This window comes from Streptomyces sp. NPDC038200 (genome assembly GCF_055600785.1).
Window position 1 is genome coordinate 20658 of the sequence record NZ_JBVJYH010000025.1, and the last position, 25232, is coordinate 45889.

A 25232-nucleotide genomic window follows, 5' to 3' on the forward strand; every position below is an offset into this window, starting at 1 on the left:
AGTGCGAGGCATGTCCATCGGTCACACCCTCCTAGGGCTCCTGGAGTCCGGCCCGCGCCACGGCTACGACCTCAAGCGGGCCTTCGACGAGAAGTTCGGTCACGACCGGCCGCTGCACTACGGCCAGGTCTACTCCACGATGTCCCGGCTGCTGAAGAACGGCCTCGTGGAAGTCGACGGGATCGAGGCGGGCGGCGGCCCCGAACGCAAGCGCTACGCCATCACCGACGCCGGCATCACCGACGTCGAGCGCTGGCTCGCCACCCCGGAGAAGCCGGAGGAATACCTCCAGTCGACCCTCTACACCAAGGTCGTGCTCGCGCTCCTCACCCACCGGGACGCGGCCGACATCCTCGACACCCAGCGGTCCGAGCATCTGCGCAGCATGCGGATCCTGACCGACCGCAAGCGCAAGGGCGACCTCGCGGACCAGCTGATCTGCGACCACGCCCTGTTCCACCTGGAGGCCGACCTGCGCTGGCTGGAACTGACCGCCGCGCGCCTGGACAAGCTCCGTGAGGCGGTGGCCCGATGACCCCTCCTCCCGGTTCCCTGCTCGCCGCCGAGGACCTGCGCAAGGCCTACGGCCCCACGGTCGCGCTCGACGGCGCCGCGTTCTCCATCCACCCCGGCGAGGTCGTCGCCGTGATGGGCCCCTCCGGCTCCGGCAAGTCGACCCTGCTGCACTGTCTCGCCGGCATCGTGCCGCCCGACTCCGGCTCCATCACCTACGACGGCCGCGAACTGGCCGGGATGACCGACGCGGCCCGCAGTGCGCTGCGCCGCAGCGAGTTCGGGTTCGTCTTCCAGTTCGGCCAGCTGGTCCCGGAGCTGACCTGCGTGGAGAACGTGGCGCTGCCGCTCCGGCTGAACGGCACCTCCCGCAAGGAGGCCGAGCGGGCCGCGCTCGGCTGGATGGAGCGCCTGGAGGTGGACGACCTCAAGGGCAAGCGGCCCGGCGAGGTCTCCGGCGGCCAGGGCCAGCGGGTCGCGGTGGCGCGTGCGCTGGTCACCGGACCCCGGGTGGTGTTCGCCGACGAGCCGACCGGCGCGCTCGACTCCCTCAACGGCGAGCGGGTGATGGAGCTGCTGACCGACGCGGCCCGCTCCACCAACGCCGCCGTGGTGCTGGTCACGCACGAGGCCCGGGTGGCCGCCTACTCCGACCGGGAGATCGTCGTGCGCGACGGGAAGTCCCGTGACATGGAGCGCGCCATATGAAGCTGGGGCAGTGGTCCAGAGACCTGGGCATGGGGGCCCGGTTCGCCGTCTCCGGCGGGCGCGAGGGCTGGGTCCGGATGCTGCTGACGGCCGTCGGCGTCGGCCTGGGCGTGGCCCTGCTGCTGCTGACGACGGCGCTGCCGAACGTGCTGACGGCGCGGCACGAGCGGGAGTCGGCGCGGCAGGACCTCACCTACGGCGCGCCCGTGCCGCCCAAGGGCGAGAACACCGTGCTGGTCGGCATGAGCGACACCACGTGGCACGAGAAGGACATCCGGGGCCGGCTGCTGCAGCCAGAGGGGCCGCGGGCGCCGCTGCCGCCCGGCGTGGACCGCTTCCCGGCGAAGGGCGAGATGGTGGTCTCGCCCGCGCTGAAGGAGCTGCTCGCCTCGGACGCCGGCCGGCTGCTGCGCGAGCGGCTGCCGGACCGGATCGTCGACACGATCGACGAGCCCGGCCTGCTCGGCTCGCAGGAACTGGCCTACTACGCGGGCGCCGACCACATGGTGGCGGCCAAGAACAGCACACGCGTGGTGCGGCTGACCGCGTTCGGGGACCCGCACCCGACGGTCGAGCGGGCCGACCCGGTGCTCATCATGATGACGCTGGTGGTCTTCGTCGTCCTCCTGACACCGGTCGCCGTGTTCATCGCCGCGGCCGTACGGTTCGGCGGCGAGCGGCGCGACCGGCGGCTGGCCGCGCTGCGGCTGGTGGGCTCCGACAGCCGGATGACCCGCCGGATCGCGGCCGGCGAGGCCCTGGCCGGGGCGCTGCTCGGGCTGGTCGTCGGCACGGTCTTCTTCCTGATCGGACGGCAGGTGGCGGGCTCGGTCGAGGTGATGGACGAAAGCTTCTTCCCGAGCTACCTGAACCCCTCCCCCGCCCTGGTCCTGCTGGTCGCGGTGGCGGTGCCGGCCGCCGCGGTGCTGGTGACGCTGCTCGCGATGCGCGGAGTGGTCGTGGAACCGCTCGGCGTGGTGCGTACGGCCAAGCAGGCCCGGCGGCGCCTGTGGTGGCGGCTGCTGCTGCCGCTCGCGGGACTCGGGATGCTCTACCCGATGGTCGGCAACGGCCGCAGCCACGGCGACTTCAACCAGTACCTGGTCGTCGGCGGCGTGCTGCTCCTGCTGGTCGGCGTCACCGCGCTGCTGCCCTGGCTGGTCGAGGCGGTCGTCGCCCGGCTCGGCGCGGGCGCGGTCTCCTGGCAACTGGCCGTCCGACGGCTCCAGTTGAGCAGCGGTACGGCGGCCCGCATGGTCAACGGCATCGCGGTGGCGGTGGCCGGGGCGGTCGCGCTGCAGATGCTGTTCGCGGGCGTGGAGAGCCAGTACACGAAGGAAACCGGCCAGGATCCGCTGCGGGCGTCGATGGAGATCGACCTGTCCGACCGGTCCCGGCTGGCGGTGGGGGCCCGTGAGTTCGCCCGCACCGAGGGCGTCCAGGCGTCGGTGGCGATCTCCAGCGGCGGGTTCGGCGACCGGCGCCTCGACCCCGTCTCCACGGCGGGCATCACCGTCGGCGACTGCACCGCGCTGCGCGAGCTGGCGCACCTGCCGTCCTGCCGGGACGGTGACGTGTTCCACGTGCCGGGGGACGAGGACGCCGCGCTGCGGGCCTTCCAGCGGCCGGGCCGGCACGGGTTCATCGACCCCAGCTACGAGGGCGGAGAGCGCGGGCGCGAGATCCCCTGGACGGTGCCCGCCGGCGTGCGGCAGGCGACCGCACGCAAGGACGCCCTGCAGTCCGGCGTCGGCGGCCTGCTGCTCACCCCCTCCGCGCTGCCCGCCAAGGCCTCCTCGACGCTGTACCACCAGGTCTACGTCCGACTCGATCCGTCGGTGCGGGACGCGGACGAACACGTACGCAACACGGCCGCGCGGGTGGACCGGCTCGCCAACACCTGGAACTGGACGGCTACCCGGCAGTCCACGCGGTTCACCTCCCTGCGCACCGGACTGTTCATCGGCGCGGTCTGCGTGCTGGCGCTGATCGGGGCCAGCCTGCTGGTCTCCCAGCTGGAGCAGTTGCGGGAGCGGCGCAAGCTGCTGTCGTCGCTGGTCGCCTTCGGCACCCGGCGCCGCACGCTGGGCCTGTCGGTGCTGTGGCAGACGGCGTTGCCGATCGCACTGGGTCTGCTGCTGGCCTCGACGGTGGGTCTGACCCTCGGCGCGGTGCTGCTGAAGATGACGGCGACCCCGGTCACCGTCGACTGGTCGAGCGTGCTGTCGCTGACCGGCGCCGGCGCGGTGGTGGTCCTCGCGGTCACCCTGCTGAGCCTGCCGCCGCTGATCCGGCTGATGCGGCCGGAAGGGCTGCGGACGGAGTAGGCGGCACGGCCGGCCCCCGGCGCCCGGCGCCCGGTCCGCCGGGCGCCGGGGGGTTTCCGTCCGGATCAGCCCGGGTCCACCCTGATCCCAACGAGAGGCCCTAGCCCAGGACCCGTACCGGCAGCGCGCCGAGCGCCTCGCGCAACGCGGTGGCCAGCTCCTCGTACTCCGCGGCCCGGGCCGCCCCCGCCCGCATGGCGAAGGCCACGCGACGGCTCGGGGCCGGTTCGGTGAAGTACCCGGTGAGGAGCTGGCTGCTGCGGGTCGTCTCCAGCTTCAGCGCCGTGCGCGGCAGCAGCGTGCAGCCGAGCCCCCCGGCCACCAGCTGGACCAGGGTCGACAGGCCGGCGGCGGTCGTGGTGACCGGCGCGTCCTCGCGCCCCGCCTCCCGGCAGATGTCGAGGGCCTGGTCGCGCAGGCAGTGACCCTCGTCCAGGAGCAGCAGGTTGAGTTCCTTCAGCGCCTCGCGCGGGATGCCCTCCCGGCCGCCGAGCCAGTGGTCGAGCGGGGTGACGAGCACGAAGTCCTCGTCGAAGAGCGGGAGTTCCACGACGCCGGGCACACCGAGCGGCACGGCCAGCAACAGCAGGTCGAGCCGGCCGGAGTGCAGGCCGTCGATGAGGCTGGCGGTCTGCTCCTCGTGCACCTGGAGGTCGAGGTGCGGGTAGCGCTCGTGGACGAGCCGCAGCACGGCGGGCAGCAGATACGGCGCGACGGTGGGGATCACCCCCAGGCGCAGCGCGCCGGTGAAGGGCGCCCGGACCGCCTCGGCCTCCTCCAGCAGCGCCCCGACCGCGTCCAGCACCGCCTTGGCCCGTACGGCCAGCCGCTCCCCCGCGGGCGAGAGCAGCACCTTGCGCGTCGTACGCTCGAGGAGGGTCACGCCGAGGGTCTCCTCCAGCGCCGAGACCGCGCCGGACAGGGCGGGCTGGCTCATTCCGATGGCCGCCGCGGCGTCCCGGAAGTGCAGGTGTTCGGCCACGGCGGCGAAGGCGCGCAGCTGCGCGAGGCTCGGCTGCCTCCGTTTGCCGCTACTGATGGTCACTGATAGCCACCTCCGATCAACATGACCAAGTGTAGCTATTTCCCTAATCAATGCACCCTGTGCCAACATCGATAGCGTCCAACCCATGAGAAAGACCCCCAAAAGGGGTCCTTCTTCGCTGCAAGGAGAGCGTGTGCTCACTGTCGGTGACAAGTTCCCCGAGTTCGAACTGACCGCCTGCGTCTCGCTGGAGAAGGGCAAGGAGTTCGAGCAGATCCACCACAAGTCCTACGAGGGCAAGTGGCTCGTGGTCTTCGCCTGGCCCAAGGACTTCACGTTCGTGTGCCCGACCGAGATCGCCGCGTTCGGGAAGCTGAACGACGAGTTCGCCGACCGCGACGCCCAGATCCTCGGCTTCTCCGGTGACTCCGAGTTCGTCCACCACGCCTGGCGCAAGGACCACCCGGACCTGACCGACCTGCCGTTCCCGATGATGGCCGACTCCAAGCACGAGCTGATGCGCGACCTGGGCATCGAGGGTGAGGACGGCTTCGCGCAGCGCGCCGTCTTCGTCGTCGACCCGAACCGCGAGATCCAGTTCACCATGGTCACCGCCGGTTCCGTGGGCCGTAACCCCAAGGAGGTCCTGCGGGTCCTGGACGCCCTGCAGACCGACGAGCTGTGCCCGTGCAACTGGAGCAAGGGCGAGGACACCCTGGACCCGGTCGCGCTGCTGGCTGGTGAGTGACCCATGTCGCTCGACTCGCTGAAGTCCCGCGTCCCGGACTACGCCAAGGACCTGAAGCTCAACCTGGGCTCGGTCATCGGCAACTCCGACCTGCCGGCACAGCAGTTGTGGGGCACGGTGCTGGCGACCGCCATCGCCTCCCGCTCCCCGATCGTGCTGCGTGAGCTGGAGCCGGAGGCGAAGGCGAACCTCTCGCCGGAGGCGTACCAGGCCGCCAAGTCGGCCGCCGCCGTCATGGCGATGAACAACGTCTTCTACCGGACCCGGCACCTGCTGTCCGACCACGAGTACGGCACCCTGCGCGCGGGCCTGCGGATGAACGTCATCGGCAACCCGGGCGTGGAGAAGGTCGACTTCGAGCTGTGGTCGTTCGCGGTCTCCGCGATCAACGGCTGTGGCATGTGCCTGGACTCGCACGAGCAGGTGCTGCGCAAGGCCGGCGTGGAGCGCGAGACCGTCCAGGAGGCGTTCAAGATCGCTTCCGTCGTCCAGGCGGTCGGCGTCACGCTGGAGGCCGAGGCCGTCCTCGCCGAGTAGGGCGCGTCACGAGGACCCCGCTCACCCCAGGTGGGCGGGGTCTTCCGCGTCCTGTGCCACGGGCTCCTCCGCGGGCTCCGCGGCCTCCTGCCGCTGCATCTCCAGCGAGTACTGCCGCAGATACCCCACGACGGTGTTCGTCACCGCCACCAGCGGCACGGCCACCACCGCGCCGCCGATGCCGGCCACCATGCCGCCGGCGGCCACGGTCAGGACCACCGCCAGCGGGTGGACGCGGACCGCGCGGCCGAGGATGAACGGCTGCAGTACGTGCCCCTCGATCTGCTGGACCGCGAGGACCACCACCAGCGTCATCAGCGCCGCGAACACGCCCTGGGTGACCAGGGCGACGATCACCGCGAGCGCGCCCGAGGCGACGGCGCCGACCAGCGGGATGAACGAGAACAGGAAGATGAAGACGGCCAGCGGGACGGCCATCGGCACATCCAGGAAGTAGATGCCGATGCCGATGAAGATGGCGTCGATGAGGGCGACCAGGACCGTGCCGCGGACGTAGGCGGTCAGGGTGCTCCAGGCGCGCGGACCGGCACCGGCCACGCCCGGGCGGGCGGCGGCGGGCACCAGCTTCAGGAACCACTCCCAGATGCGCTTGCCGTCGTAGAGCAGGAACAGGGTCGAGAAGAACACCAGCAGGAGCCCGGTGAGGGCCTCGATGATGACCTGCACGCCCTCCAGGCCCGCCGACGTTATCTGGTCGGCGTTGGCGCCGATCGCCTCGCGGAGGTTCTTGGCGATCTGGTTGATCTGCTTGTCGGTGACGTGGAACGGGCTCTTCAGCAGCCAGTCGCGCAGGTCGTCGATGCCGGACTGGATCTGGGTGGAGAGCGTGTCGATGTTCTCCATGACCTGCCAGGTCACGAACCAGCCCATCAGGCCGATGACGACGAAGCCGCTGATGGCGGTGAGCGCGGTGGCCGGGCCGCGCGGCACCCCGCGCCGGGTGAGCCGGGCGACCGTCGGCTGGAGCAGCGCGGTGACCAGCAGGGCGATGACGAAGGCGAACACCACCAGCTGGACGGCGCTGATGACGCGCATCAGCACCCAGACGGTGCCGGCGAGCACCAGCAGCCGCCAGCCGGCCTCGGCCGCGACCCGGACGCCCCAGGGCACGGCCTCCGCGGGGTCGGGGCGGGGACCGGACGGCGGCTTGGGCCGCCGGGCCGGCGGTGCCGCCTCGGCGGCGGGCGCGCCGGCCGTCTCGTCTCCGACGGCGACGGCGGGCTCCGCGGGCTCGGTCTGTTCCTTCTCCACCTCGGCGCGGCGCTCGTCCAGGCGCTCGCTCATCTCGGTGAGGCCGGCGCCGAGCCGGCCGAGCCACCCTGGCACTCGCGACATGATCCGTCCTCTTCCCCCCGCGTCCTCGGGTGCTCGCCACCACTCCCCCCGGGGAGTCGTCCGGTTACGACCGTACAGTGCGAAAGCCCCTCCCCTGGGGACGGGGAGGGGCTGTTCGAGGTCGAGAGGGCCTGTTGGACGGCGTGTCCCCGAAGGGGGCGCGGGGCCGTCGGTCGGCCGAACCCGGCGGAGCGTCTAGTACCAGTGGTTGGCCGACCAGAACGACCAGGCCTGGCAGGGGCTGCCGTACCGCTCGTTCATGTAGTTGAGGCCCCACTTGATCTGGGTCGCCGGGTTGGTCTGCCAGTCGGCACCGGCCGAGGCGTACTTGCCGGCGGGCAGGGCCTGGAAGAGACCGTAGGCACCGGAGGAGGCGTTGACCGCCTTGTAGTTCCAGCTGGACTCGTGGTCCACGATGTTGCTGAAGCACTGGAACTGGTCGCCGGCCACCATCTGACGCGCCATCGCCTGGATCTGCGCCACGCTGTAGCTGCTCTGGGTGGGGAAGCTGGAGGAGTCGCGGACGTCGGTGCCGCGGCTGGCCGCCGCCGACTTCGCCTCGGCGCGCTCCTTGGCCAGCTTGGCCGCCTTCTCGGCGGCGTCCTTCTTCGCGATCGCGGTTTCGGCAGCCGCCTTGCGGGCCGCCGCCTCGGCGTCCTTCTTGGCGCTCGCGTCCGCGGCGATGGCCTGTGCGTCGGCCTGCTGCGTCAGGGACGCGACCTGGACATCAGCCTGCTGACCCGCGGGTATGTCCGCGAGGAGCGTGGTGTCGGCTGCCGTCGCCTCAGCGTCGTTGTTGTTCTGCGCCACGCTGCCCGAGGCAACGCCGACGACGCTTCCGACGGCGGTGACCGCGGTGGCCGAGGCCACTGCGAGTCCCCGGACCGAAATCCGGCTCACACGGTTTCCTTCCAGCATCGCCCGCTTCGGTGACCCTGGCGGACGCAATCGTGCCCCTGTGACACTGGCCTCCCAACTGCGGGGTCACGGGAGGCGCGGGCCCGGTGGGCAACTCCCCCGAGGGGAGTGCCGCGTGGTGCACGGGCGGCATACGACGAGCTGTATGGAGTTGGTGTTGTCTCTGTGGTGCCGTACCGCTGGGGGTACAGGTGTGTCGTATGCGGGGCCTGACAGGACTGAGACTCTGCCGTAACCGGACGCCGAGTGGCAATTCTGTGTTGCGTGTGAAAGCTCACATCCCGTTTGGCCCCGGGGATTTCAGGAAAGCTCCACGCACGAAGACGCCGCCCGGCTAGGCTCGTGGCCTTTGCCGGACGGCGCCAACGGCCGTCGCTTCGGCGTCAGATGTGGCCGTCCTCCAGCATTTCGGTCACAAGCGCCGCAATCTGGGACCTCTCGGAACGAGTCAGCGTGACGTGCGCGAAGAGGGGATGCCCCTTCAGCTTCTCCACGACGGCGACGACTCCGTCATAGCGGCCTACGCGCAGATTGTCCCGCTGTGCCACGTCGTGGGTGAGAACCACCCGCGAGTTGGCGCCGATCCGGGACAGAACGGTCAGCAGGACGTTCCGTTCCAGCGACTGGGCCTCGTCCACGATGACGAACGCGTCGTGCAGCGACCGGCCGCGGATGTGGGTGAGCGGGAGCACCTCCAGCATCCCGCGTGCGGTGACCTCCTCGATGACTTCGCGGCTGGTGACCGCGGAGAGGGTGTCGAAGACGGCCTGCGCCCACGGGCTCATCTTCTCCGCCTCGCTGCCCGGCAGATAGCCCAGCTCCTGCCCGCCGACGGCGTACAGCGGCCGGAAGACCATCACCTTCTGGTGCTGGCGGCGCTCCAGGACGGCCTCCAGGCCCGCGCACAGCGCCAGAGCCGACTTGCCGGTGCCGGCCCGGCCCCCCATCGAGACGATGCCGACGTCCGGGTCGAGCAGCAGATCGAGCGCGATGCGCTGCTCGGCGCTGCGGCCCTTGATGCCGAACGCCTCCCGGTCGCCGCGCACCAGCCGGACGTTGCCCTCGGCGGTGATCCGGCCGAGGGCCTTGCCGCGCTCGGACTGGATGGTCAGGCCGGTGTGCACGGGAAGGCCGGCCGCCTCCGGGACGTACACGTGCCCTTCCTCGAAGAGGATGTCCACCTGTTCGCCCGGCAGGGTGAGTTCGGACATCCCGGTCCAGCCGGAGTTCTCCGTGATGGCGAGCTCGGCCCGGTACTCCTCGGCGAGGAGGCCGACCGAGGACGCCTTGATCCTCAGCGGCAGGTCCTTCGACACGACGGTGACGTCGAACCCCTCGGCCTGCAGGTTGCGGGCCACCGCGAGGATGCGCGAGTCGTTGTCTCCCAGGCGGTAGCCGGTGGGCAGCACGCTGGGGTCCGAGTGGTTGAGCTCGACCCGGACCGTCCCGCCGAGCTCCCCGATCGGGATGGGGGCGTCGAGGCGACCGTTCTTCACCCGGTAGTCGTCCAGCAGGCGCAGCGCCTGGCGGGCGAAGTAGCCGAGTTCGGGATGGTGCCGCTTGGCCTCCAGCTCCGTGACCACGACGATGGGGAGCACGACCTCGTGCTCGTCGAAGCGGGTCAGGGCGTTCGGGTCGGCCAGCAGGACGCTGGTGTCGAGAACATACGTGCGCCGGTCGGGCTTGTGGCGCTTTGTGCTGGTCACCACGGAAGAACGTACCCCCTCGGATGAGGTCGGGGAGCGACGAAGTGATGCTGGACCGGTTCCTGGCCCCCGCGCGCGGCGGGCCGTGAACCGGCCCTCCGCGGCTGCTTCCGTGCTGCGACCGCACGGTCGGGCTGGTGCAAAGGGCCTCCCGGGCGGACGGCCCCGTGCCGCCCGCTGAGATCCGACGCCCGTGGTTCGGGTGTCGACCTGTTGGGTTTATGCCCTCGAACATGCGCCGCCATGCAAATGCGGCCAACAGCGCGCCGGTGAACACCTTGTTACGTGTGCACGAATCCGGGTGGACGACAGCGCCCCGTCACCGGGCGGCGACGGGGCGGTGCGGGCGGTTCAGCCGCCGTAGCGCCGGTGACGTGCGGCGTAGTCGCGCAGGGCGCGCAGGAAGTCGACCTTGCGGAAGGCCGGCCAGAAGACCTCGCAGAAGTAGTACTCCGAGTGAGCGGTCTGCCAGAGCATGAATCCGGACAACCGCTGTTCACCGCTGGTACGGATCACCAGGTCGGGATCGGGCTGGGCGCCGGTGTAGAGGTGACGGCCGATCATCTCGACGTCGACGGACTCGGCGAGGTCCTCCATCGACACGCCCTTGTCCTGCGCGTCGTGCAGCATGGAGCGCACGGCGTCGGCGATCTCCTGCCGGCCGCCGTAGCCGATGGCGACGTTCACGAGTATGCCGTCGATGTGGGCGGTGGCCTCCTCGGCCTCCTTCAGCGCCGTCTGCATCTGCGAGGGGAGCAGGTCCGGCGTGCCGACGTGGTGCACACGCCAGCGGCCGTCGGCGGCGAGGGTGCGGACGACGTCCTCGATGATGCCGAGCAGGGGGCCGAGCTCCTCCTGCGGACGGTCGAAGTTGTCGGTGGACAGCAGCCACAGGGTGACGACCTCGACGTCGGTCTCGGAGCACCAGCCGAGGAATTCCTCGATCTTCTCGGCGCCGGCCCGGTGGCCGTGGACGGTGGTGGAGCCGGACGCCTTCGCCCAGCGGCGGTTGCCGTCCATGATGACGCCGATGTGCTTGGGCACCTGAGCGTGGTCCAGGTGGCCTTCCACCCGGCGTGCGTAGAGCCTGACGAGCAGGCCGCGCAGCTTGTCGCGCAGGTTCACGTGACCCTCCGGGGGTTTGGCGCGGGGGATGGGGTGCCGGAGCCGTCGAGCCTACCGCTGCTCGGGACTTGGTCATGGCCCGGGGTTTTTCCGGGGCGGGCCGGTGGGCGGCGCGGGGACCGCCGCGAGCGGGTGGGGGCTGGTCGCGCCCAGGCGGCGCAGCCGCATGTCCGGACCCGGCCCCCGCCCCTCTGTCGTGGGACGCCGGGCGGGGTGAAGCGGTTCCCGGGAGTCCGCGGCAAAAAAACGGGCCGGTCCGTGGGGGGGAGACGGACCGGCCCGAGGGGGGGTTTCCACCATAACCCTTCGTAAGGGATGGTGGGTGCATCGGCGTGCCACAACTACTCTCCGAAATCACCCGGCAACGCCTTGGTGGCCGCGCAATGCGAGATTCGGGGGTGTTTCCCGGCCGGTTCGCGGCGGAATCCCAGGGAAATTCGGCCGGATGCGAACTGATTCGCAAGGATTACGCCGTCTTGGTGGTACATCAGCGTGTTGCCCGGGTCCCCCCGCCGGGCGACGTCGTCAGCGAACGGCGACTTGACGGTTCCGCCACGCCCCGGACGTGGATCTTGCGGCTTCACGGCACCGCGCAGCCCCCTCCACTGCGCGGTACCGGACACGCAGCTTTGCTGACGCGAATTACCTGTGGTCTGAACTTACGTGACCTGTGAGGCGGATGTGAACCACGATCCATAACGATGTGGAAACCCGGGGAAAACTCCTGGGGAATCCGGATGTGAAACGAACCACTTCCGCCCGTTCCGCCGGTTTCGTCAGTGGTCCGGCCTGCGGACGTCGAAGAGGTGCCGGGCGCTGTGCGCGACGAACGGACCCTGTTCCTCGATCCGCTGGTGCAGCGCGCGGAGTCGCGGCTCGTACGCCTCGACCGTGAATCCCGGGACCATCCAGACGACCTTGCGCAGGAAATGGACGACGGCGGCGATGTCGTGGAACTCCATGCGCAGCCGCTCCGCCCGCAGCCCGGCCACCTCCAGGCCCGCCGCCTCGGCGTCGGCCCGCTCCCGCTCCGGGTCACGGGCCCGGCGCACCTCCTCCGGCTGCGGCCCGAGGAAGTACTCGACCAGCTCGAAGACGCTGCCGGGCCCCACATGCTGGGCGAAGTAGGTGCCGCCGGGCCGCAGCACCCGGGCGATCTCGTCCCAGTGCGGGCGCACCGGATGCCGGCTCAGCACCAGGTCGAACGCCTCGTCCGCGAACGGCAGCGGCACATCGTCCGGGGCGGCGACCACCACGACGCCGCGGGACCGCAGCAGGGCGGTGGCCCTGGCCACGTTCGGCGGCCATCCCTCCGTCGCCGCGACCAGCACCGGGCGGGCCGGCTCCGCCCGGCTGAGCGCGAAGTCGAGCACCTCCCCGCCGCCGGTCTGGATGTCCAGCACGGCCTCGGCCCCGGCCAGCCGCTCCCCCGCCGACCAGGCGTACCCCCACGACGGCCGCGCCTCGCTCGCCCGCCCCTCGAACCACGAGAAGTCCCACCCCTCGGTGGGTACGGCGACACCCTCGGCCACCAGGTCTTCGAAGGAGCGGTGCGCGGTCATGGAGCCATGGTCGCAGGGGGACTGTCAGTGGGTCCTGCTAGTTTCCGCGCCCATGACGATCTCTGCTGCCGACTACACCGCCGGCGAGAAGGACATCCTGCACGCGAGCCTGGACCGCCACCGGGACGCGGTGCTCTGGAGGCTCGAAGGGCTCGACGACGAGCAGCTGCGCCGGCCGATGACACCGACCGGCACGAATCTGCTCGGTCTGGTCAAGCATCTGGCCTCGGTCGAGTACGGCTGGTTCGTGGAGACGTTCGGCCGCGAGGTGGAGCCCCTGTGGTTCGACCCGTATTCGGACGAGGACATGACGGTCGGCCCCGAGGAGACGACGGACCGGATCATCGCCTTCTACGGCCGCGCCCGCGCCGCCGCCGACCGGGTGATCACCGAGCTGTCCATGGACGCACCGGGCCGTCCCGCCTGGCGGGACGTCACCGTCTCCCTGCGCTGGGTCCTCGTCCACATGACCGAGGAAACCGCCCGGCACGCCGGGCACATGGACATCCTGCGGGAGCTGATCGACGGAAAGACGGGGGATCGACCGCCGCGGGCCGACGGGGCGGAGTGAGCGGGGCCGGGGGAGCCGGAGCGGGAGGGCGCGGAGGTGAACGGGGGAGCCTGGTCGGGTGAGCGCGGGCGTGCGTTGGGGGGAATGAGAGTCCGGCCGGGTGAGCGGGGTGGGGTGAGCGGGGTGGTTTGGCACCTACCGTGGGTGTCAGCGGCGGTCCCGGTCTCCGGGGGCCTCCCCGAGCGCCTTCCCGGGAGCGGCACCGAGGACCAGCAGGACGTGCTCGTCCGTTCCGTGCCGGACCGTCCCGGCCCGCGCGAAGCCGTGTCTCTCCAGCAGGCGCACGGACGCCGCGTTGCCCGCGAACGGATCGGCGTACAGGGGCCGGACCGGCTCCAGCTCCAGGAACAGGCCGAGAGCGCGCGTGCCGACGCCGCGGCCCCAGTACGGCCGGCCGAGCCAGTACCCGACGAACCTCCGATCGTCCTCCGTCCAGGACACGACGCTCCCGGCGACCTGCCCGCCGACGGTGACCGTCCGCACCAGGCAGTCGGGATCACCGAGCACCCGCTCCCGCCAGTGCCGGAAGAAGACGTCCCGAGGCCGGGGGGTGAACCTCGACCGCCGGACGGCTTCGGGATCGTGCTCGAAGGCGAAGAGGTCGTGCAGGTCCTCGTCCGTGACGGCCCGCAGTCTCACGTCACCCTGCGGGCCGACGGTGCCGGGGGTGTCGGTTGCGCCGGTCCGGGTGGTCTCGTCCGTCCGAGCGGTCCCGTCGGTCCGAGCGGTCGCGTCGGTCCGGGTGGTCTCGTCCGTCCGAGCGGTCTCGTCCGTCCGGGCGGTCCCGTCGGTCCAGGCGGTCCCGTCGGTCCGAGCGGTCGCGTGGGTGTCGTCGGCCATGCAAGGGAGTGTGGCACCCGCCACTGACAATGCCCCCGGCCTGCGGATCCGCGCTCGCCCCCGCTCAGGGCACCAGGGGCCGGACCTCCTCGGCGGCGAAGCGTACGAAGCCCTCCGGGTCGGGCTCGTCCGCCGTCGGCTGCAGCACGACGGTGTCCGCGCCGGCCTCGGCCAGCCGCCGCACCGCCTCGGCCACCGCCGCGGCGTCCCCGGCGACCCCCACGTCCGGCACCGACTCCAGCCCCTCCGCGACGAGTTCGGCCCGCAGCCGGGCGTCGGCCCCGGCGCCCGTGGCGGTCAGGAGATAGACGACGACCCGGTGCGGGCCGCTGCGTCCGGCCGCCCGCCGCCCCTCCTCGACGAGCTTCCGGGCCCGCCGTACGCCGTCCACCGAGGTGGCGGCGGTGAGGAGGGTGCCGTCGGCCTTCTCACCGGAGAGCCGGAGCGTCCGGGGGCCGGTGCCGCCCGCGAGGACGTCGACCGGCTGCGGCGGGGGCCAGTCGAGGGCGACGTCGTCCAACCGGACGTACCGTCCGCGTACGGTGAGCCGCTCGCCGCGCAGCAGGGCGCGCAGGGCGTCGAGGTGCTCGCCCAGCAGACCGAGCGGTGAGGCGGCCCGGGCGCCCACCTGCCCCATCCAGTCCTGCACCCCGTGCCCCACGGTCAGGACGGCCCGGCCGGGGAACATGCGCTCCAGGGAGGCGGCCTCCATGGCGGTGACGGCCACGTTCCGGAGCGGGACGGGCAGCAGCCCGATCCCGACCCGCAGCCGTTCGGTCCAGGCGAGCGCGGCGGCGGCCGTGGCGATCCCGCCCTCCAGGAAGCAATCCTCCCACAGCCAGAGTTCTTCGAGCCCCGCGTCCTCCGCGACGCGGGCGACGGCCCGCAGCCGCTCGGGCGGAAGCTGGGGGCGGAATACGGCACCGAGTCCTGTCATAGCGTTCTTCCTAGCGGGGAGGACGGAAGACGACAACGCATTTACGGGCGTGGCGAGTTGCCGGTGGCGGGTGGGGAGGAGCAGGGATGGGGCGCAGGGGGCGCTGGCGGGACGGGCGGGGACGGATGATCGTGCGGGCCGGCTCCGGGGAGGCGCTCACCGCCCCCGTTGCCCTGGAGATCGCGGCCTCGTACCGGGCCCGGACGAAGGGTCTGCTGGGCCGGGACTCGCTCGACGGGGCGATGCTGCTGTCGCCGGCGAGCGGGGTGCACACGTTCGGGATGCGGATCCCGATCGACGTCGCCTACCTCGACCGCCGCCTGACCGTCATCGCCGTCCGAACGATGGTCCCGGGCCGCCTGGGCCTGCCGCGCCTGCGGGCACGGCACGTACTGGAGGCGGAGGCGGGGGCGATGGCCGGGTGGGGGCTGCGGGCGGGGGTACGGGTGGAGGTGGAACCGGATCAGGAGCAGGGGCCTGAGAGGGCTCCCTGAGGGGCTGGGGGCGGCTGGGGAACCGAGCGGCCGGGAGGGGCTGAGGACGGCCGGCGGGCCGGTGTCGGCGGGGAGCCGGTGTCGGCCGGGGGTCTCACTGTTGGGTGCGGGGGAAGGACACCTCGACGCGCCGGTTCTTCCGCCGGCCCTCCTCGGAGGAGTTGTCGGCGATCGGGTACTGCTCGCCGTAACCGCGGACGTCGAAGATGAGGCTCGGGGAGTTCAGGTCCTGGTCGAGTACGGCCTGTACGGCGTTGGCGCGCTGTTTGGAGAGGGTGTCGCCGTGGGCGGAGGAACCGAGGTTGTCGGTGAAGCCGAAGACGCGGATGCGGGTCGCGTTCTGCTTCCTGATCTCCTCGGCGATGGTGGCGATGCGGGCCTTCGCGTCCTCGCCGATCTTGGCGCTGTCCTTGCCGAACAGAACCTCGGCCTGCAGCGCGAACGTCACGTCGGCGTTGGTGTCCTCGCGCCGCTCGTCCCCGCTCTGGTCCTCCACGACCGACTTGATGTCCAGCACCTTGGCCGCGGCCAGGGTGGCCCCTTCGGGGAGCTTGAGATCGGGGTCGGTGGGGTCGACCTCCACGGGGGCGGTGGCGGAGGGTTCGGTGCCCGGGGGCTCGCTGGGGCCGGTGTCGTCGGCGACGGCCGTGGCGGCGGGCAGATTCACGACGAGGAGGAGAACAGCGGCCGTGAGGGCGAGCCGGGGTGTGGTGGTCACTGGTGCCTCACCCGGAGATCTTGATGGCGGCGGAGGAGAACGTCGGCAGTTGGAAGTCCACCTCGGTCACGTTCGCGGGGGGCGCCGGGAACTGCATGAACACGGACAGGGTGGCGCCGGACTTGAGTGTCGAGAAGCCGGTGGTCGTCAGCGGTCGGCCCTCGGTGTCCCGCAGCACGTAGTAACGCTTCTTGCCCTGCGAATCGACCAGCGTGGCCCCGCCCAGAGACCTGCCGTTCTTGATGATCTCGGTTTCGTTCCCGCTCAGGGCGGAGGGGATCACAGCGGTCCGGGCCCCGTCGTTCTTCAGCGTGCCGTTGACCGTGATGAAGCCGCCCGCATCGCGTTGGGCGGAGGTGACCTGGAGGAGCAGGCCGTCCGACCCCTTCAACTCGGCCAGCGGCTGTTCCGACTGCCCCTCCTGGGCGCTCGGACCCGAGCCGTCTGCCTTGGAAGCGGATGCCGAACTGTCCGGCTTCTTGTCGTCGCCGCCGCCTCCACCGCAACCGGCCACACCGACGGCCAGACCAGCCGCAACGGTCAATGCGACCATCCCCCTGCGGGCCTTCGCAGTGAACCGAATGCTCATCGCTTCGCTTCCTTCGTCATCGATCGTTCGCCGGTGAGTCGGCCAGGTGGACATCGAAGAGGTCCTGGGGCTTCGGCAGCCCCGCGGTGTCGTCCGGCTCCAGGTGCCAGACCTTGTCGTCCTCGCAGGTGAGCGGGGGCAGCTTGTCCTCCCCGGCGTCCTCACCGGACAACGTGAACGTGCAGAGGGGTTCGATCACGGCGGTTGCGTGCGCGGTCGAGTGCACGTTCTCCGTACCGGGCACGACGGAGTCGCCCACGGACTTGTTCGTCTCCGTCTCGACCACATAGCTCAGGGGTGGCTCGAACGTGCAATGCGCCGTCGCATCGTTCTGCGCCGCGAGTTGGCCGGCTCGCCAGCAGGAGTCGTCGGCGCCGTTCCCGTCGAAGATGTCCTGCCACTTGGTCGGGTCGCTGACGTCGTTCACCCACAGGCGCGCGAGCTGGTCACGCGTCTTCTGGGCCGCCGCCAGGGCCGCGGCGTCCGCCGCCGTCTGGGCGCCGCTCCGGTTCACCGCCGCCTGCCCCACCGCAAGGTAGGCCAACGCAAGAAAGAGCAGGCCTGCCACCACCGTGATGTAGATGGGGAAGGCCTGCCCTGCGTCGCGGCCGGGAATCAGCCGCCGGTGACCTCGGAGATCTTGTTCGTGATCGCGTCGTAGATCGACTGCCCGATGCTCGTACCCGTGATCGCCAGCACGATCGCCACGACCACCGCGATGATGCCGAGGTACTCCACCGCGGTCTGCCCCTTGTCGCTCCGCGCGACGCGGGCCTGTAGGTACGCGACGGTGGTGTTGAACCAGTTGCTCATGGTGGTCCCCTCCGGGTTCGCCTCCGATCCCGAAAAAGTAGGCCGCGGCACCGCGCCCGCCGGAGGGCCCCAGGACCCAACCGCGGACCCATTCACGATCCTCGCCGCTCTCCCTCGTCCTCATCTCACGCCACCCCCAGCCACTTGGCCGTCGCCTGGGATCTCGTCGTGGTGTGGAGCTTGGCGAAGATGCGGTTGATGTGGTTCTTGACCGTCTTCTCGCTGATGAAGCAGGCGGCGGCGATCTGCTGGTTGGTCATGCCGGACGCGATGAGGTCCATGATCTCCGCCTCCCTCGTGCTCAGCCGGAACCGTGAACGGAACGACTGTCCCACAGATGGTTGCATTTGCGAAAGAGTTGGAGGGGGTGAATCGGCATAATCAGGGGGCAGTTGGAGGGGTGCGTGTGCAGGTGCGTCTTCTCGTAACGTCGCCAGCAACGCCCTCGCCGCCCCGGGGGTCACATGCGGCCGTCCCTCCCGGACGTCCCGTACCGCCCGCACCAGCTGTTCCGTCGTGAACTCGCCGTGCACCAGATAGCCCCCCGCCCCCAGCCGCAGCGCCTCCCGCACGGTCTCGGTCTCGTGGCTGTAGGTGAGCATCATGACGGGGGCCAGCCGCACCAGGTGGGGCAACGCGGAGATTCCGTCGACTCCGGGCATGCGGACGTCGAGCAGGATGACGTCGGGCCGGTGCCGGAGCGCCGCCTCGTACGCCTCGCGCCCGTCCCTCGCCTCCGCCACCACCGTGGTGTCCGAGCGCCCCGAGAGCAGGGCCGTGAGCCCGGCGCGGACCACGGGGTTGTCGTCGGCGACCAGCAGCCGCAGCGGTGGGACGGCCGGCTCCGGCGGGGGGAAGTCCGGCCGGTGAGCGCTGTGCGATGGCCGCATGGTGCCTCCTCTCAGACTCTTCAGGCTTTCCTGGCTTTACTGGCTTTACTGGCTCTCGTGGGCGCGGGGGTGGACGGGTCGAGGTGCGCGAGGGGTACGTCCAGGCGTATCTCCGTGCCTCCCTCGTGAGTGCCCCTTCCGACGCGGATGCGGGCGCCCGCCTGCGCGGCCCGCTCGACCATGCCGAGCAGCCCGAAGTGGCCGGAGTCGCGCAGCTTTTCCAGGGTGGTGCCGGGCGGGAGTCCGGTCCCGTCGTCGTGGATCGTGAGGCTGAGGAGGGGCCCGTCGACCGTCGCCCGGATGTCCACGCCGGTCGCGGACGCGTGCCGGTGGGTGTTCTCCAGCGCCTCCGTGACGATGGAGAGGATGTGGCGGGCCAGGGGGGCCGGCAGGGGTGGGAGAGCGGCCGTGTCGCCGGGCTGCGGCCAGTGGCAGGTGACGCGTAGCCCCGTGCGCCGGGCGAAGTCGGTCGTTCGGTGCGCCAGCTCCTGCCAGACGGGGGTGGGGTGTTCCGTGGTGTCCGGCGGGTCCCGTCGCAGGTCCGTCAGCAGTTCCCGGGACTCCGCCGCCGCCCTGCGGGCCGAGCGGGAGACGAGTTCCGCCTGCTGCCTGATGCGGGCGGGATCCGGTGCGTCGGCCGAGGCGGTCGCCGCCAGGCCGTCCGCCGCCAGGGCCACGCCGTACAGGGTCTTGGCCACGGAGTCGTGCATCTCGCGGGCCAGCCGGGCGCGTTCCGCGCTCACCGCCTCCGCCGCCGCGAGCCGGGCCTGCACCGTCGTCAGTGCCTGGGTGGCGGCGCCGAAGCGGAGCATCAGGTTGCGCAGGGTCGAGCCCATGGCGCCGGCGATGACGCACAGCCCGGGCAGGAGCAGGGCCTCTACGACGGGCGCGTGCCGGTCGGCCTTCAGGGTGGCGTTGACCAGGAGCAGGATCAGCGCCTGGAGGGAGGCGAAGCAGGCCGCGCCGCGCCAGCTGTAGACGAGGCCGGCCAGGAGCGGGGTGCATACGCTGACGTAGGCGAGGGTGGTGTCGGGGCCCGCCGAGATCAGCAGGAAGGAGCCGAAGACGGTGTCGGCGGCCAGGAGGCTGGGGTGGCGCAGGAGCAGGGGGCCGAAGCGCTCCCAGTCACGGAAGAGGACGTAGGACACCATGAAGGTGACGACCACGGCCGCGCCGACCAGGCGGGCGCCCAGGCCGGGAGCGGCGTTGAGGAGCGCCGCCGGGGCCGACACCACGATCATCGCCAGGCGGAAGCCGAAGACCTGGCGGCACATCGCCTGCAGGGCGCTGATCTGCAGTTTCTCGGACGGCTCGGCCGCCGGCACGGCCGGGTCGGACCGGTCCAGCCGGTGATCCAGCGCACGGTCCGGTCGCCGATCCGGGTGGTGGCCCGGCGGACGGTGATCCAGCGGATGGTCCGGCCGCTGGTCCGGCCCGTGACCCGGTAGCCGGTGATCCAGGGGATGGTCCGGCCGCTGGTCCGGTGGTGTCTCGGAGCCGGCCGCCGCCGCGCCGCCGGCCCCCTCGCCACAGCCCCGCCCCTCGCCGGCCGGGCCGCGCCTCCCGCGCAGCGGCTCCTCGGCCGCGTTCCTCCCCCGGGCCGGCCCCGGGCGGGGTGCGAACCAGTCTCCCGGTCGTTTCAGCCAGGCGCCGAGACGGGCTCCTCCCTCCCGCCGTGCGCGCCCCGTCAGTCCCGTCGCCGTCACGGCCGTCCTCACTTCCCCGTGAGCGTGCCGAAGTCCACCCCGGAGCCGAGCAGGAGGCCCGCGCCGAGCAGGAGCATCGTCGCCGGGACCATGAAGGTGGTGATCATCAGCGTGGCCTTGGGCACCGCCCGCGCGGCCTTGCGGCGGGCGTTCTGGGCGTCGGTGCGGCGCATGTCCTTGGCGAGGGAGACCAGGGTGTCCACGATCGGGGCGCCCAGCTCCTCCCCCTGCTGCAACGCCGTGACGAACATGGCGACCTGTTCGGAGTCGTTCCGGCGGCGCAGCTCCGCGAAGGCCTGGCGGCGGCTCATGCCGAGGTCCATCTGGCGCAGGGTGATGCGCAGTTCGTCGGCCCACGGGCCCTCGTAGTGGGAGGCCACGCGGTCCAGGGCCTGGCGGAAGCCGAGCCCGGCGCTGACGACCACGGCCAGGACGTCCAGGAAGTCGGGCAGGGTGCGTTCGATGACGTCCTTGCGGACCCGGATCGCCGACCAGATGCCGACCTCCGTCCAGAACGCCCCGAAGGCCAGCAGGAGCAGCGCCACGAACCACTGGCCGCGGAGCAGGAAGACCAGGAAGCCCACGCCGCCGAGCGCGCCGTAGACCGCGCGGCGGGCCGCGTAGCGGTCGATGGTCAGGCCGCCGGGGTTGCCCGCGAGGTCGATCTTGCGGCGGTACTTGGCCACTCTGCGCGGGCCCATCAGGCGCAGCACGGCGGGGGCGTACCGCATGCCCATGCGGTCGATGACCGAGCCCACGGCGCCGGTGCGGGTGGCACCGATCTCCAGGGCGACGGCGAGGTCGCCGGGGAGTCTGGCGTCCGCGCGGTACATGCGGACGCCCGCGAAGACGCCCCAGACGCCGAGGCCCATCAGCAGGGCGAGCAGGAATGCCATCGGGTCACCTCCCTCACACGTCGATCCGGCTCAGGCGGCGGATGAGGACGAAGCCGACGGCGTACATGGCGAACGCGATGATCACGCAGGCCTGGCCGACGGGCGAGCCGGTCATGCGGTCCAGCGCGCCGTCCTTGACGCCGTTCATCAGGAACAACGCGCCGACCCCCAGGACGGGCACGGCGTACGACGTCATGGTCACCTGGGAGAGCTGGGTGCGGATCTCGCGCCGGGTCTCCTTGCGCTCCTCCAGGGTCTCGGTCAGGTTGCGCAGCGCGGAGACCACCTGCCCGCCCGCCCGGTTCGACAGCACCAGCGTCGTGACGAGGACGACCAGTTCGCGCGAGGGCAGCCGGTCGGCCAGCTCGCCGAGCGCGTCCTCCAGGGAGTGCCCGACGGCCAGCTGGTCGGACACCTTGGCCAGTTCCTCGCCGGCCGGGGCCTCCAGTTCCTCCGCCGCCATGCCGATCGCGGTGCGCAGCGCGAGTCCGGCCTGGGTGGCGTTGGCCAGGATGCGGGCGAGTTCGGGGAGTTGGCCGATGAAGCGTTCGATGCGTTTCTGGCGCTGCCAGTTCAGGAACTGGACCGCCGCCCAGACGCCGAGGAGCCCGGCGAGCGGGCCGAAGAAGGGGGCCAGGGTGGCCTGGCCGATCAGCCAGAGCGCGGCCACCGTGCCGAGCAGGCAGACGAAGAACTCGCCCGGGGTGACGTCCAGGCCGGTCGCCGCGAGGCGCAGCTCCAACCAGCGGCCGAGGCGGGTGCGGCGCAGTCGCCGGTCGAGGTCGCGGAAGCGGCGTCTGCGGCCGGCCGCCGGTGGCGCGCCGGTGTGCGCGAGCCGGTCCACCAGGGCGGCCCGCTGGGCCCGGCCGGAGGCGTAGCTGTGCACACCGGCCACCGCGAGGACACAGGTCAGCAGCGCCACTCCGGTGGTGAGCTGGACGAGGGTGTGCAGTTCCATGGGGGGCGTACCTACCTGGCTTCTCGGGTGGCGAGCTGGTCGGCGGTGCGGGCGACGCCGAAGGCCTGCGGGAGGGGCTGGCTCGCCATGTAGAGGCGGTCGGCGGTGCGGCGGGGCAGCGGGAAGTACCGGAAGGTGCCGTGGATCCGGCCGTCGGGGGTCATGGGCTGCGCGTCGAAGCGGGCGACGGTCGCCAGCCGGTACGGTTCCCCGCCGTGGCTGTCGAGCAGGGCGATCTCGGTGATGCGGCGGGCGCCGTCGGCGAACCGGGTGAGCTGGACGATGACGTCGACGGCGCTGTTGATCTGGTCGTGCAGGGCGACGAACGGGACCTCGACGTCCGACATGGAGGCGAGGGTCTGCAGCCTCGTCAGCGCGTCCTCGGCGCTGTTGGCGTGCACGGTGGCGAGGGAGCCGTCGTGGCCGGTGGACATCGCCTGGAGCATGTCGAGGGACTCGCCGCCGCGGACCTCACCGACGACGATGCGGTCGGGGCGCATCCGCAGGGAGTTGCGGACCAGGTCGCGGATGGTGATCTGCCCCTTGCCCTCCACGTTCGGCGGGCGCGACTCCAGGCGGACCACATGGGTCTGCTGGAGCTGGAGTTCGGCGGAGTCCTCGATGGTGATGATGCGTTCGTGCGCGGGGATGAGCCCGGACAGGGCGTTGAGCAGCGTCGTCTTGCCGGTGCCGGTCGCGCCCGAGACGATGATGTTGAACTTCGCCTGTACGAGGCCCGCCAGCAGATACACCATGTGCTCGTCCAGCGAGCCGAAGCCGATCAGTTCCTGGAGGGTGAAGGAGCGCGGGAAGCGGCGGATGGTGAGGATCGGGCCGGTCAGGGACAGCGGCGGGATGATGACGTTGACCCGCTCGCCGGAGGGGAGCCGGGCGTCCACCATCGGGTTCGACTCGTCCACCCTGCGGTTCACCGTGGAGACGATCCGCTCGATGGTCTGCATCAGCTGGTCCGACGAGGCGAACCGCAACGGCAGCTGTTCGACGCGGCCGCCGCGCTCCACGAAGATCGCGTCGGGGCCGTTCACCATGATCTCGGTGATCGAGGCGTCCTCCAGGAGGGGCTCCAGGATGCCGAGCCCGAGCGCCTCGTCCACGACCCTGCGGATCAGCTGGGACCGCTCGACCGTCGACAGCACCGGTCCCTCACGGCTGATGATGTGCCCGAGCACCCGCTCCAGCCGCGCCCGGCGTTCGGCGGCGGCCAGCGCGCTCATCTCCGCGAGGTCGATCTCCTCCAGCAGCTTGGCCCGGTAGGAGGCGACCAGGTGCCCGTCCTCGCCCCGGCTGCCGTGCTCCTCCGGAGTGCTGATGCGTGCCCGCAGGCTCATGGTCGGCCTCTCCTCTCAGTGGTCGCGGGGCATGGTGGCGGACTTGGTGGCGTCACCGAAGCTCCAGAGGACCTTGGGGATGGTGACGCGGGCGGTGACGGTGACCGAGTCGCCGTCGCCTCCGGTGGTCCCGCACTCCACCGGCAGACTGACCGCCCGCGCACACGCCTCCTGGGCGCTCTGTCCCAGCGACTGCGCCCGCGCCCCCGCCCGGGCGGCGGTGCCGGCCTGCTCGGCCGCGTAGGCGACGGCACCGATCTGGATGCCGGCCAGCCCGACGATCAGCAGGATCGGGATGAACCCCAGGTATTCGATGGCGACCTGGCCGCGGTCGCGCCTCGGGCGGTACGACATCTCAGCGTTTCGCCTCCTCCACGGCACCGGCACGACCGTGCACGGTGGCGGGAAAGTCGAGGAAGCCGGGGAAGAGGACGGGAACCTTGACGGCCACGTCGGCGGTGACATAGCCGGTCCCCCCACAGCTTTCCACGCTGGCACCCCCTCGCCACGCGCCCGACAGATGCTTCAGCGCGGCCTGCTGACACACCGCGAACCGCTCCCCCGGAGGCACCGCGGTCCCCGCCCGCACGCCCTCGTCCGCAGCATTCCCCGCGAGCGTGAAGGCGTACCCCACCAGTACGGCCTGCCACATCAGCACCAGCGTCAGCACGATCAGCGGCGTCATCCCGAGCAACTCGATGCTGACCTGTCCGCGATCGCCACCCGGCCGTCTCATCGCACGCTCACTCCTTCCGCCGCCGAAAGCCCACGGGTCCGCGCCCGCCGCCCCGGTGGGAGCCGGTCTCGTCCGGTGCCCGCACCAGCCCCAGCTCTCCAGCCAGCGCCCACAGGGCCTGCTTCACCGTGCTCTTGGCGTCCAGTTCGTGCACCCTCCCCGCGTCGACGACCGCCTGGAGCTCCTTGTAGTTGGCGGGCACCGCCGACCGCGCCAGTGCCGTGCCGGTGATGCGCTGGACCAGGGCGGGCTGGATCTCGGCGCTCCGGGTGTGCCGGTTGACGGCCACCGTCGTCTCCTCGGCCTTGCGGATCTGCAGCCGGTCCCACATCCGTACCGTCCGCTTGGCGGCGCGTACGGCGATGACGTCCGGCGTGGTGACGAGCAGGGCCGTGTCGGCCATCTCCACCGCCGCGGCGCCCGCGCCGCTCAGCTGGGCGCCGCAGTCGATGACGACGACCTCGTAGCGGGAGCGCAGGGCACTGACGAGCTGGCGGGCGGCCCGGTCGGTGACCTCCTCGCCGCGTTCGCCCTCGCCGGGTGCGAGGAGCAGGGCGAGGCCGGTGTCGTGGCGGAAGACGGCGTCGGCGAGGACGCGGGGCGAGATGTCGGTGATGGTGGCCAGGTCGGCCACCGACCGCCGGAACTGGATGTCCAGGTAGGAGGCGATGTCGCCGGTCTGGAGGTCCAGGTCGACGAGTGCGGTGGCACGGCCGGAGGCCTGGGCGGCGAGCGCCAGCTGGATGGCGGTCAGTGTCGCGCCGACGCCGCCCTTGGCGCCGCTGACCGTGACGACGGTGCCGCCGGCCCCCGCGAGCACCTCGGCCCCGTGCCCGAGGTGCCGTCGTACGCCCGTGGACCACTGGGCGACGGCCTGGACGCGGTTGGCGAGTTCCTCGTACGACAGCGGGAGCCCGACCAGGCCGCGGGCGCCGGAGTCCATGGCGGCGGCGAACAGGGCGGGACCGGCGTCCGTGGTGACGAGGATGACGCCGACGGCCGGGAAGCGCAGGGCGACCTCGCGGATCAGCTCCAGGGCCGGTACCGGGCCGATGCGTTCATGGACGACGACCACTTCCGGCAGTTCGTCGACGGACTCGGCGGCGAGCCGGGCGAGGGCGTCGACCAGCTGGGTGGAGTCGGTCACCGGGGGCTGCGGTTCGGCGTCGGGGAGCTGGCTGAGCAGGGTGGTGAGGGAGCGGACGGCGTCCGGGTCCGCGCCGGCCGGGAGGATCCTGGTGGGCATGGCC

At 71.6% G+C, this 25232-nt stretch carries 27 protein-coding genes; 7 read left to right on the forward strand and 20 right to left on the reverse strand.

Annotated features, from left to right (window positions below):
- Nucleotides 1-10 precede the first annotated feature (10 nt).
- The 3 genes from ACZ7KF_RS35820 to ACZ7KF_RS35830 are packed head-to-tail and all read left to right on the forward strand — an operon-like array spanning nt 11 to nt 3548.
- Complete coding sequence (locus tag ACZ7KF_RS35820) at nt 11-535, forward strand: PadR family transcriptional regulator (RefSeq protein WP_471084857.1); 525 nt, start codon at nt 11-13, stop codon at nt 533-535.
- On the forward strand, nt 532-1221 hold the full coding sequence (locus tag ACZ7KF_RS35825) for an ABC transporter ATP-binding protein (protein WP_471084859.1): 690 nt from the start codon (nt 532-534) through the stop codon (nt 1219-1221). Before ACZ7KF_RS35820 ends, ACZ7KF_RS35825 begins: the two co-directional genes overlap by 4 nt.
- Complete coding sequence (locus tag ACZ7KF_RS35830; protein ID WP_471084862.1) at nt 1218-3548, forward strand: ABC transporter permease; 2331 nt, start codon at nt 1218-1220, stop codon at nt 3546-3548. Before ACZ7KF_RS35825 ends, ACZ7KF_RS35830 begins: the two co-directional genes overlap by 4 nt.
- A 100-nt stretch (nt 3549-3648) precedes the next feature.
- Here ACZ7KF_RS35830 and ACZ7KF_RS35835 read toward each other — a convergent pair whose 3' ends face one another.
- Nucleotides 3649-4587 (reverse strand): LysR substrate-binding domain-containing protein, encoded by a 939-nt coding sequence (locus ACZ7KF_RS35835; protein WP_471085104.1) that lies wholly within the window; start codon nt 4585-4587, stop codon nt 3649-3651.
- Between the two features lie 139 nt (nt 4588-4726).
- Here ACZ7KF_RS35835 and ACZ7KF_RS35840 point away from each other — a divergent pair, with 139 nt between their 5' ends.
- Nucleotides 4727-5281 (forward strand): peroxiredoxin, encoded by a 555-nt coding sequence (locus ACZ7KF_RS35840; RefSeq protein WP_023547062.1) that lies wholly within the window; start codon nt 4727-4729, stop codon nt 5279-5281.
- Between the two features lie 3 nt (nt 5282-5284).
- Nucleotides 5285-5818, forward strand: coding sequence for an alkyl hydroperoxide reductase (locus ACZ7KF_RS35845; RefSeq protein ID WP_471084865.1), 534 nt, complete (start codon nt 5285-5287; stop codon nt 5816-5818).
- A gap of 21 nt (nt 5819-5839) precedes the next feature.
- Here the strand turns inward: ACZ7KF_RS35845 and ACZ7KF_RS35850 are convergent, their stop codons facing one another.
- From ACZ7KF_RS35850 to ACZ7KF_RS35870, 5 genes are all read right to left on the reverse strand, one after another.
- Entirely contained in the window at nt 5840-7174 is a 1335-nt protein-coding gene (locus ACZ7KF_RS35850; protein ID WP_471084868.1) for an AI-2E family transporter, read from the reverse strand.
- A 195-nt stretch (nt 7175-7369) separates the two neighbouring features.
- The gene (locus ACZ7KF_RS35855) at nt 7370-8074 is read right to left on the reverse strand and encodes an aggregation-promoting factor C-terminal-like domain-containing protein (RefSeq protein ID WP_471084871.1); all 705 of its coding nucleotides are present in this window, start codon (nt 8072-8074) and stop codon (nt 7370-7372) included.
- Nucleotides 8075-8475: 401 nt separating this feature from the next.
- A complete protein-coding gene (locus ACZ7KF_RS35860) occupies nt 8476-9801 on the reverse strand; it encodes a PhoH family protein (protein ID WP_225826866.1) in 1326 nt (441 codons plus the stop codon).
- Nucleotides 9802-10149: 348 nt separating this feature from the next.
- Nucleotides 10150-10923, reverse strand: coding sequence for an isoprenyl transferase (locus ACZ7KF_RS35865; RefSeq protein ID WP_225826867.1), 774 nt, complete (start codon nt 10921-10923; stop codon nt 10150-10152).
- A 776-nt stretch (nt 10924-11699) separates the two neighbouring features.
- Nucleotides 11700-12485, reverse strand: a complete 786-nt coding sequence (locus tag ACZ7KF_RS35870) for a methyltransferase domain-containing protein (RefSeq protein WP_471084877.1) — start codon at nt 12483-12485, stop codon at nt 11700-11702.
- 52 nt (nt 12486-12537) lie between these two features.
- Here ACZ7KF_RS35870 and ACZ7KF_RS35875 point away from each other — a divergent pair, with 52 nt between their 5' ends.
- The gene (locus tag ACZ7KF_RS35875; RefSeq protein WP_471084880.1) at nt 12538-13056 is read left to right on the forward strand and encodes a DinB family protein; all 519 of its coding nucleotides are present in this window, start codon (nt 12538-12540) and stop codon (nt 13054-13056) included.
- A gap of 147 nt (nt 13057-13203) precedes the next feature.
- Here the strand turns inward: ACZ7KF_RS35875 and ACZ7KF_RS35880 are convergent, their stop codons facing one another.
- Nucleotides 13204-13695 (reverse strand): GNAT family N-acetyltransferase, encoded by a 492-nt coding sequence (locus ACZ7KF_RS35880; RefSeq protein WP_471085106.1) that lies wholly within the window; start codon nt 13693-13695, stop codon nt 13204-13206.
- 265 nt (nt 13696-13960) lie between these two features.
- A complete protein-coding gene (locus ACZ7KF_RS35885; protein ID WP_471084883.1) occupies nt 13961-14869 on the reverse strand; it encodes an LLM class flavin-dependent oxidoreductase in 909 nt (302 codons plus the stop codon).
- Between the two features lie 50 nt (nt 14870-14919).
- Between ACZ7KF_RS35885 and ACZ7KF_RS35890 the strand changes: the two genes are divergently transcribed.
- Nucleotides 14920-15327 (forward strand): DUF192 domain-containing protein, encoded by a 408-nt coding sequence (locus ACZ7KF_RS35890; protein WP_471084886.1) that lies wholly within the window; start codon nt 14920-14922, stop codon nt 15325-15327.
- A gap of 94 nt (nt 15328-15421) precedes the next feature.
- Here ACZ7KF_RS35890 and ACZ7KF_RS35895 read toward each other — a convergent pair whose 3' ends face one another.
- The 12 genes from ACZ7KF_RS35895 to ACZ7KF_RS35950 form a co-directional block, all read right to left on the reverse strand.
- Entirely contained in the window at nt 15422-16045 is a 624-nt protein-coding gene (locus tag ACZ7KF_RS35895; RefSeq protein WP_471084889.1) for an OmpA family protein, read from the reverse strand.
- A gap of 7 nt (nt 16046-16052) precedes the next feature.
- A complete protein-coding gene (locus ACZ7KF_RS35900) occupies nt 16053-16634 on the reverse strand; it encodes a hypothetical protein (protein ID WP_471085109.1) in 582 nt (193 codons plus the stop codon).
- A gap of 16 nt (nt 16635-16650) precedes the next feature.
- Nucleotides 16651-17253 (reverse strand): pilus assembly protein TadG-related protein, encoded by a 603-nt coding sequence (locus tag ACZ7KF_RS35905; RefSeq protein ID WP_471085112.1) that lies wholly within the window; start codon nt 17251-17253, stop codon nt 16651-16653.
- The gene (locus ACZ7KF_RS35910) at nt 17250-17447 is read right to left on the reverse strand and encodes a Flp family type IVb pilin (protein ID WP_225826874.1); all 198 of its coding nucleotides are present in this window, start codon (nt 17445-17447) and stop codon (nt 17250-17252) included. The genes ACZ7KF_RS35905 and ACZ7KF_RS35910 overlap by 4 nt, the downstream gene beginning before the upstream one ends.
- A 125-nt stretch (nt 17448-17572) precedes the next feature.
- Complete coding sequence (locus tag ACZ7KF_RS35915; protein WP_471084893.1) at nt 17573-18337, reverse strand: response regulator; 765 nt, start codon at nt 18335-18337, stop codon at nt 17573-17575.
- 20 nt (nt 18338-18357) lie between these two features.
- Nucleotides 18358-19662 (reverse strand): sensor histidine kinase, encoded by a 1305-nt coding sequence (locus ACZ7KF_RS35920; protein ID WP_471084896.1) that lies wholly within the window; start codon nt 19660-19662, stop codon nt 18358-18360.
- 389 nt (nt 19663-20051) lie between these two features.
- Nucleotides 20052-20939: a DUF5936 domain-containing protein gene (locus ACZ7KF_RS35925; RefSeq protein WP_471084899.1), complete on the reverse strand. Its 888-nt coding sequence runs from the start codon at nt 20937-20939 to the stop codon at nt 20052-20054.
- Between the two features lie 13 nt (nt 20940-20952).
- Nucleotides 20953-21897: a type II secretion system F family protein gene (locus tag ACZ7KF_RS35930; protein ID WP_471084902.1), complete on the reverse strand. Its 945-nt coding sequence runs from the start codon at nt 21895-21897 to the stop codon at nt 20953-20955.
- Nucleotides 21898-21908: 11 nt separating this feature from the next.
- Entirely contained in the window at nt 21909-23246 is a 1338-nt protein-coding gene (locus tag ACZ7KF_RS35935; RefSeq protein WP_471084905.1) for a CpaF family protein, read from the reverse strand.
- Between the two features lie 15 nt (nt 23247-23261).
- Nucleotides 23262-23600, reverse strand: a complete 339-nt coding sequence (locus ACZ7KF_RS35940; RefSeq protein ID WP_471084908.1) for a TadE/TadG family type IV pilus assembly protein — start codon at nt 23598-23600, stop codon at nt 23262-23264.
- 1 nt (nt 23601) lies between these two features.
- Nucleotides 23602-23982, reverse strand: a complete 381-nt coding sequence (locus ACZ7KF_RS35945) for a pilus assembly protein (protein ID WP_471084911.1) — start codon at nt 23980-23982, stop codon at nt 23602-23604.
- Nucleotides 23983-23989: 7 nt separating this feature from the next.
- Nucleotides 23990-25228, reverse strand: coding sequence for an AAA family ATPase (locus ACZ7KF_RS35950; RefSeq protein WP_471084914.1), 1239 nt, complete (start codon nt 25226-25228; stop codon nt 23990-23992).
- Nucleotides 25229-25232: the final 4 nt, after the last annotated feature.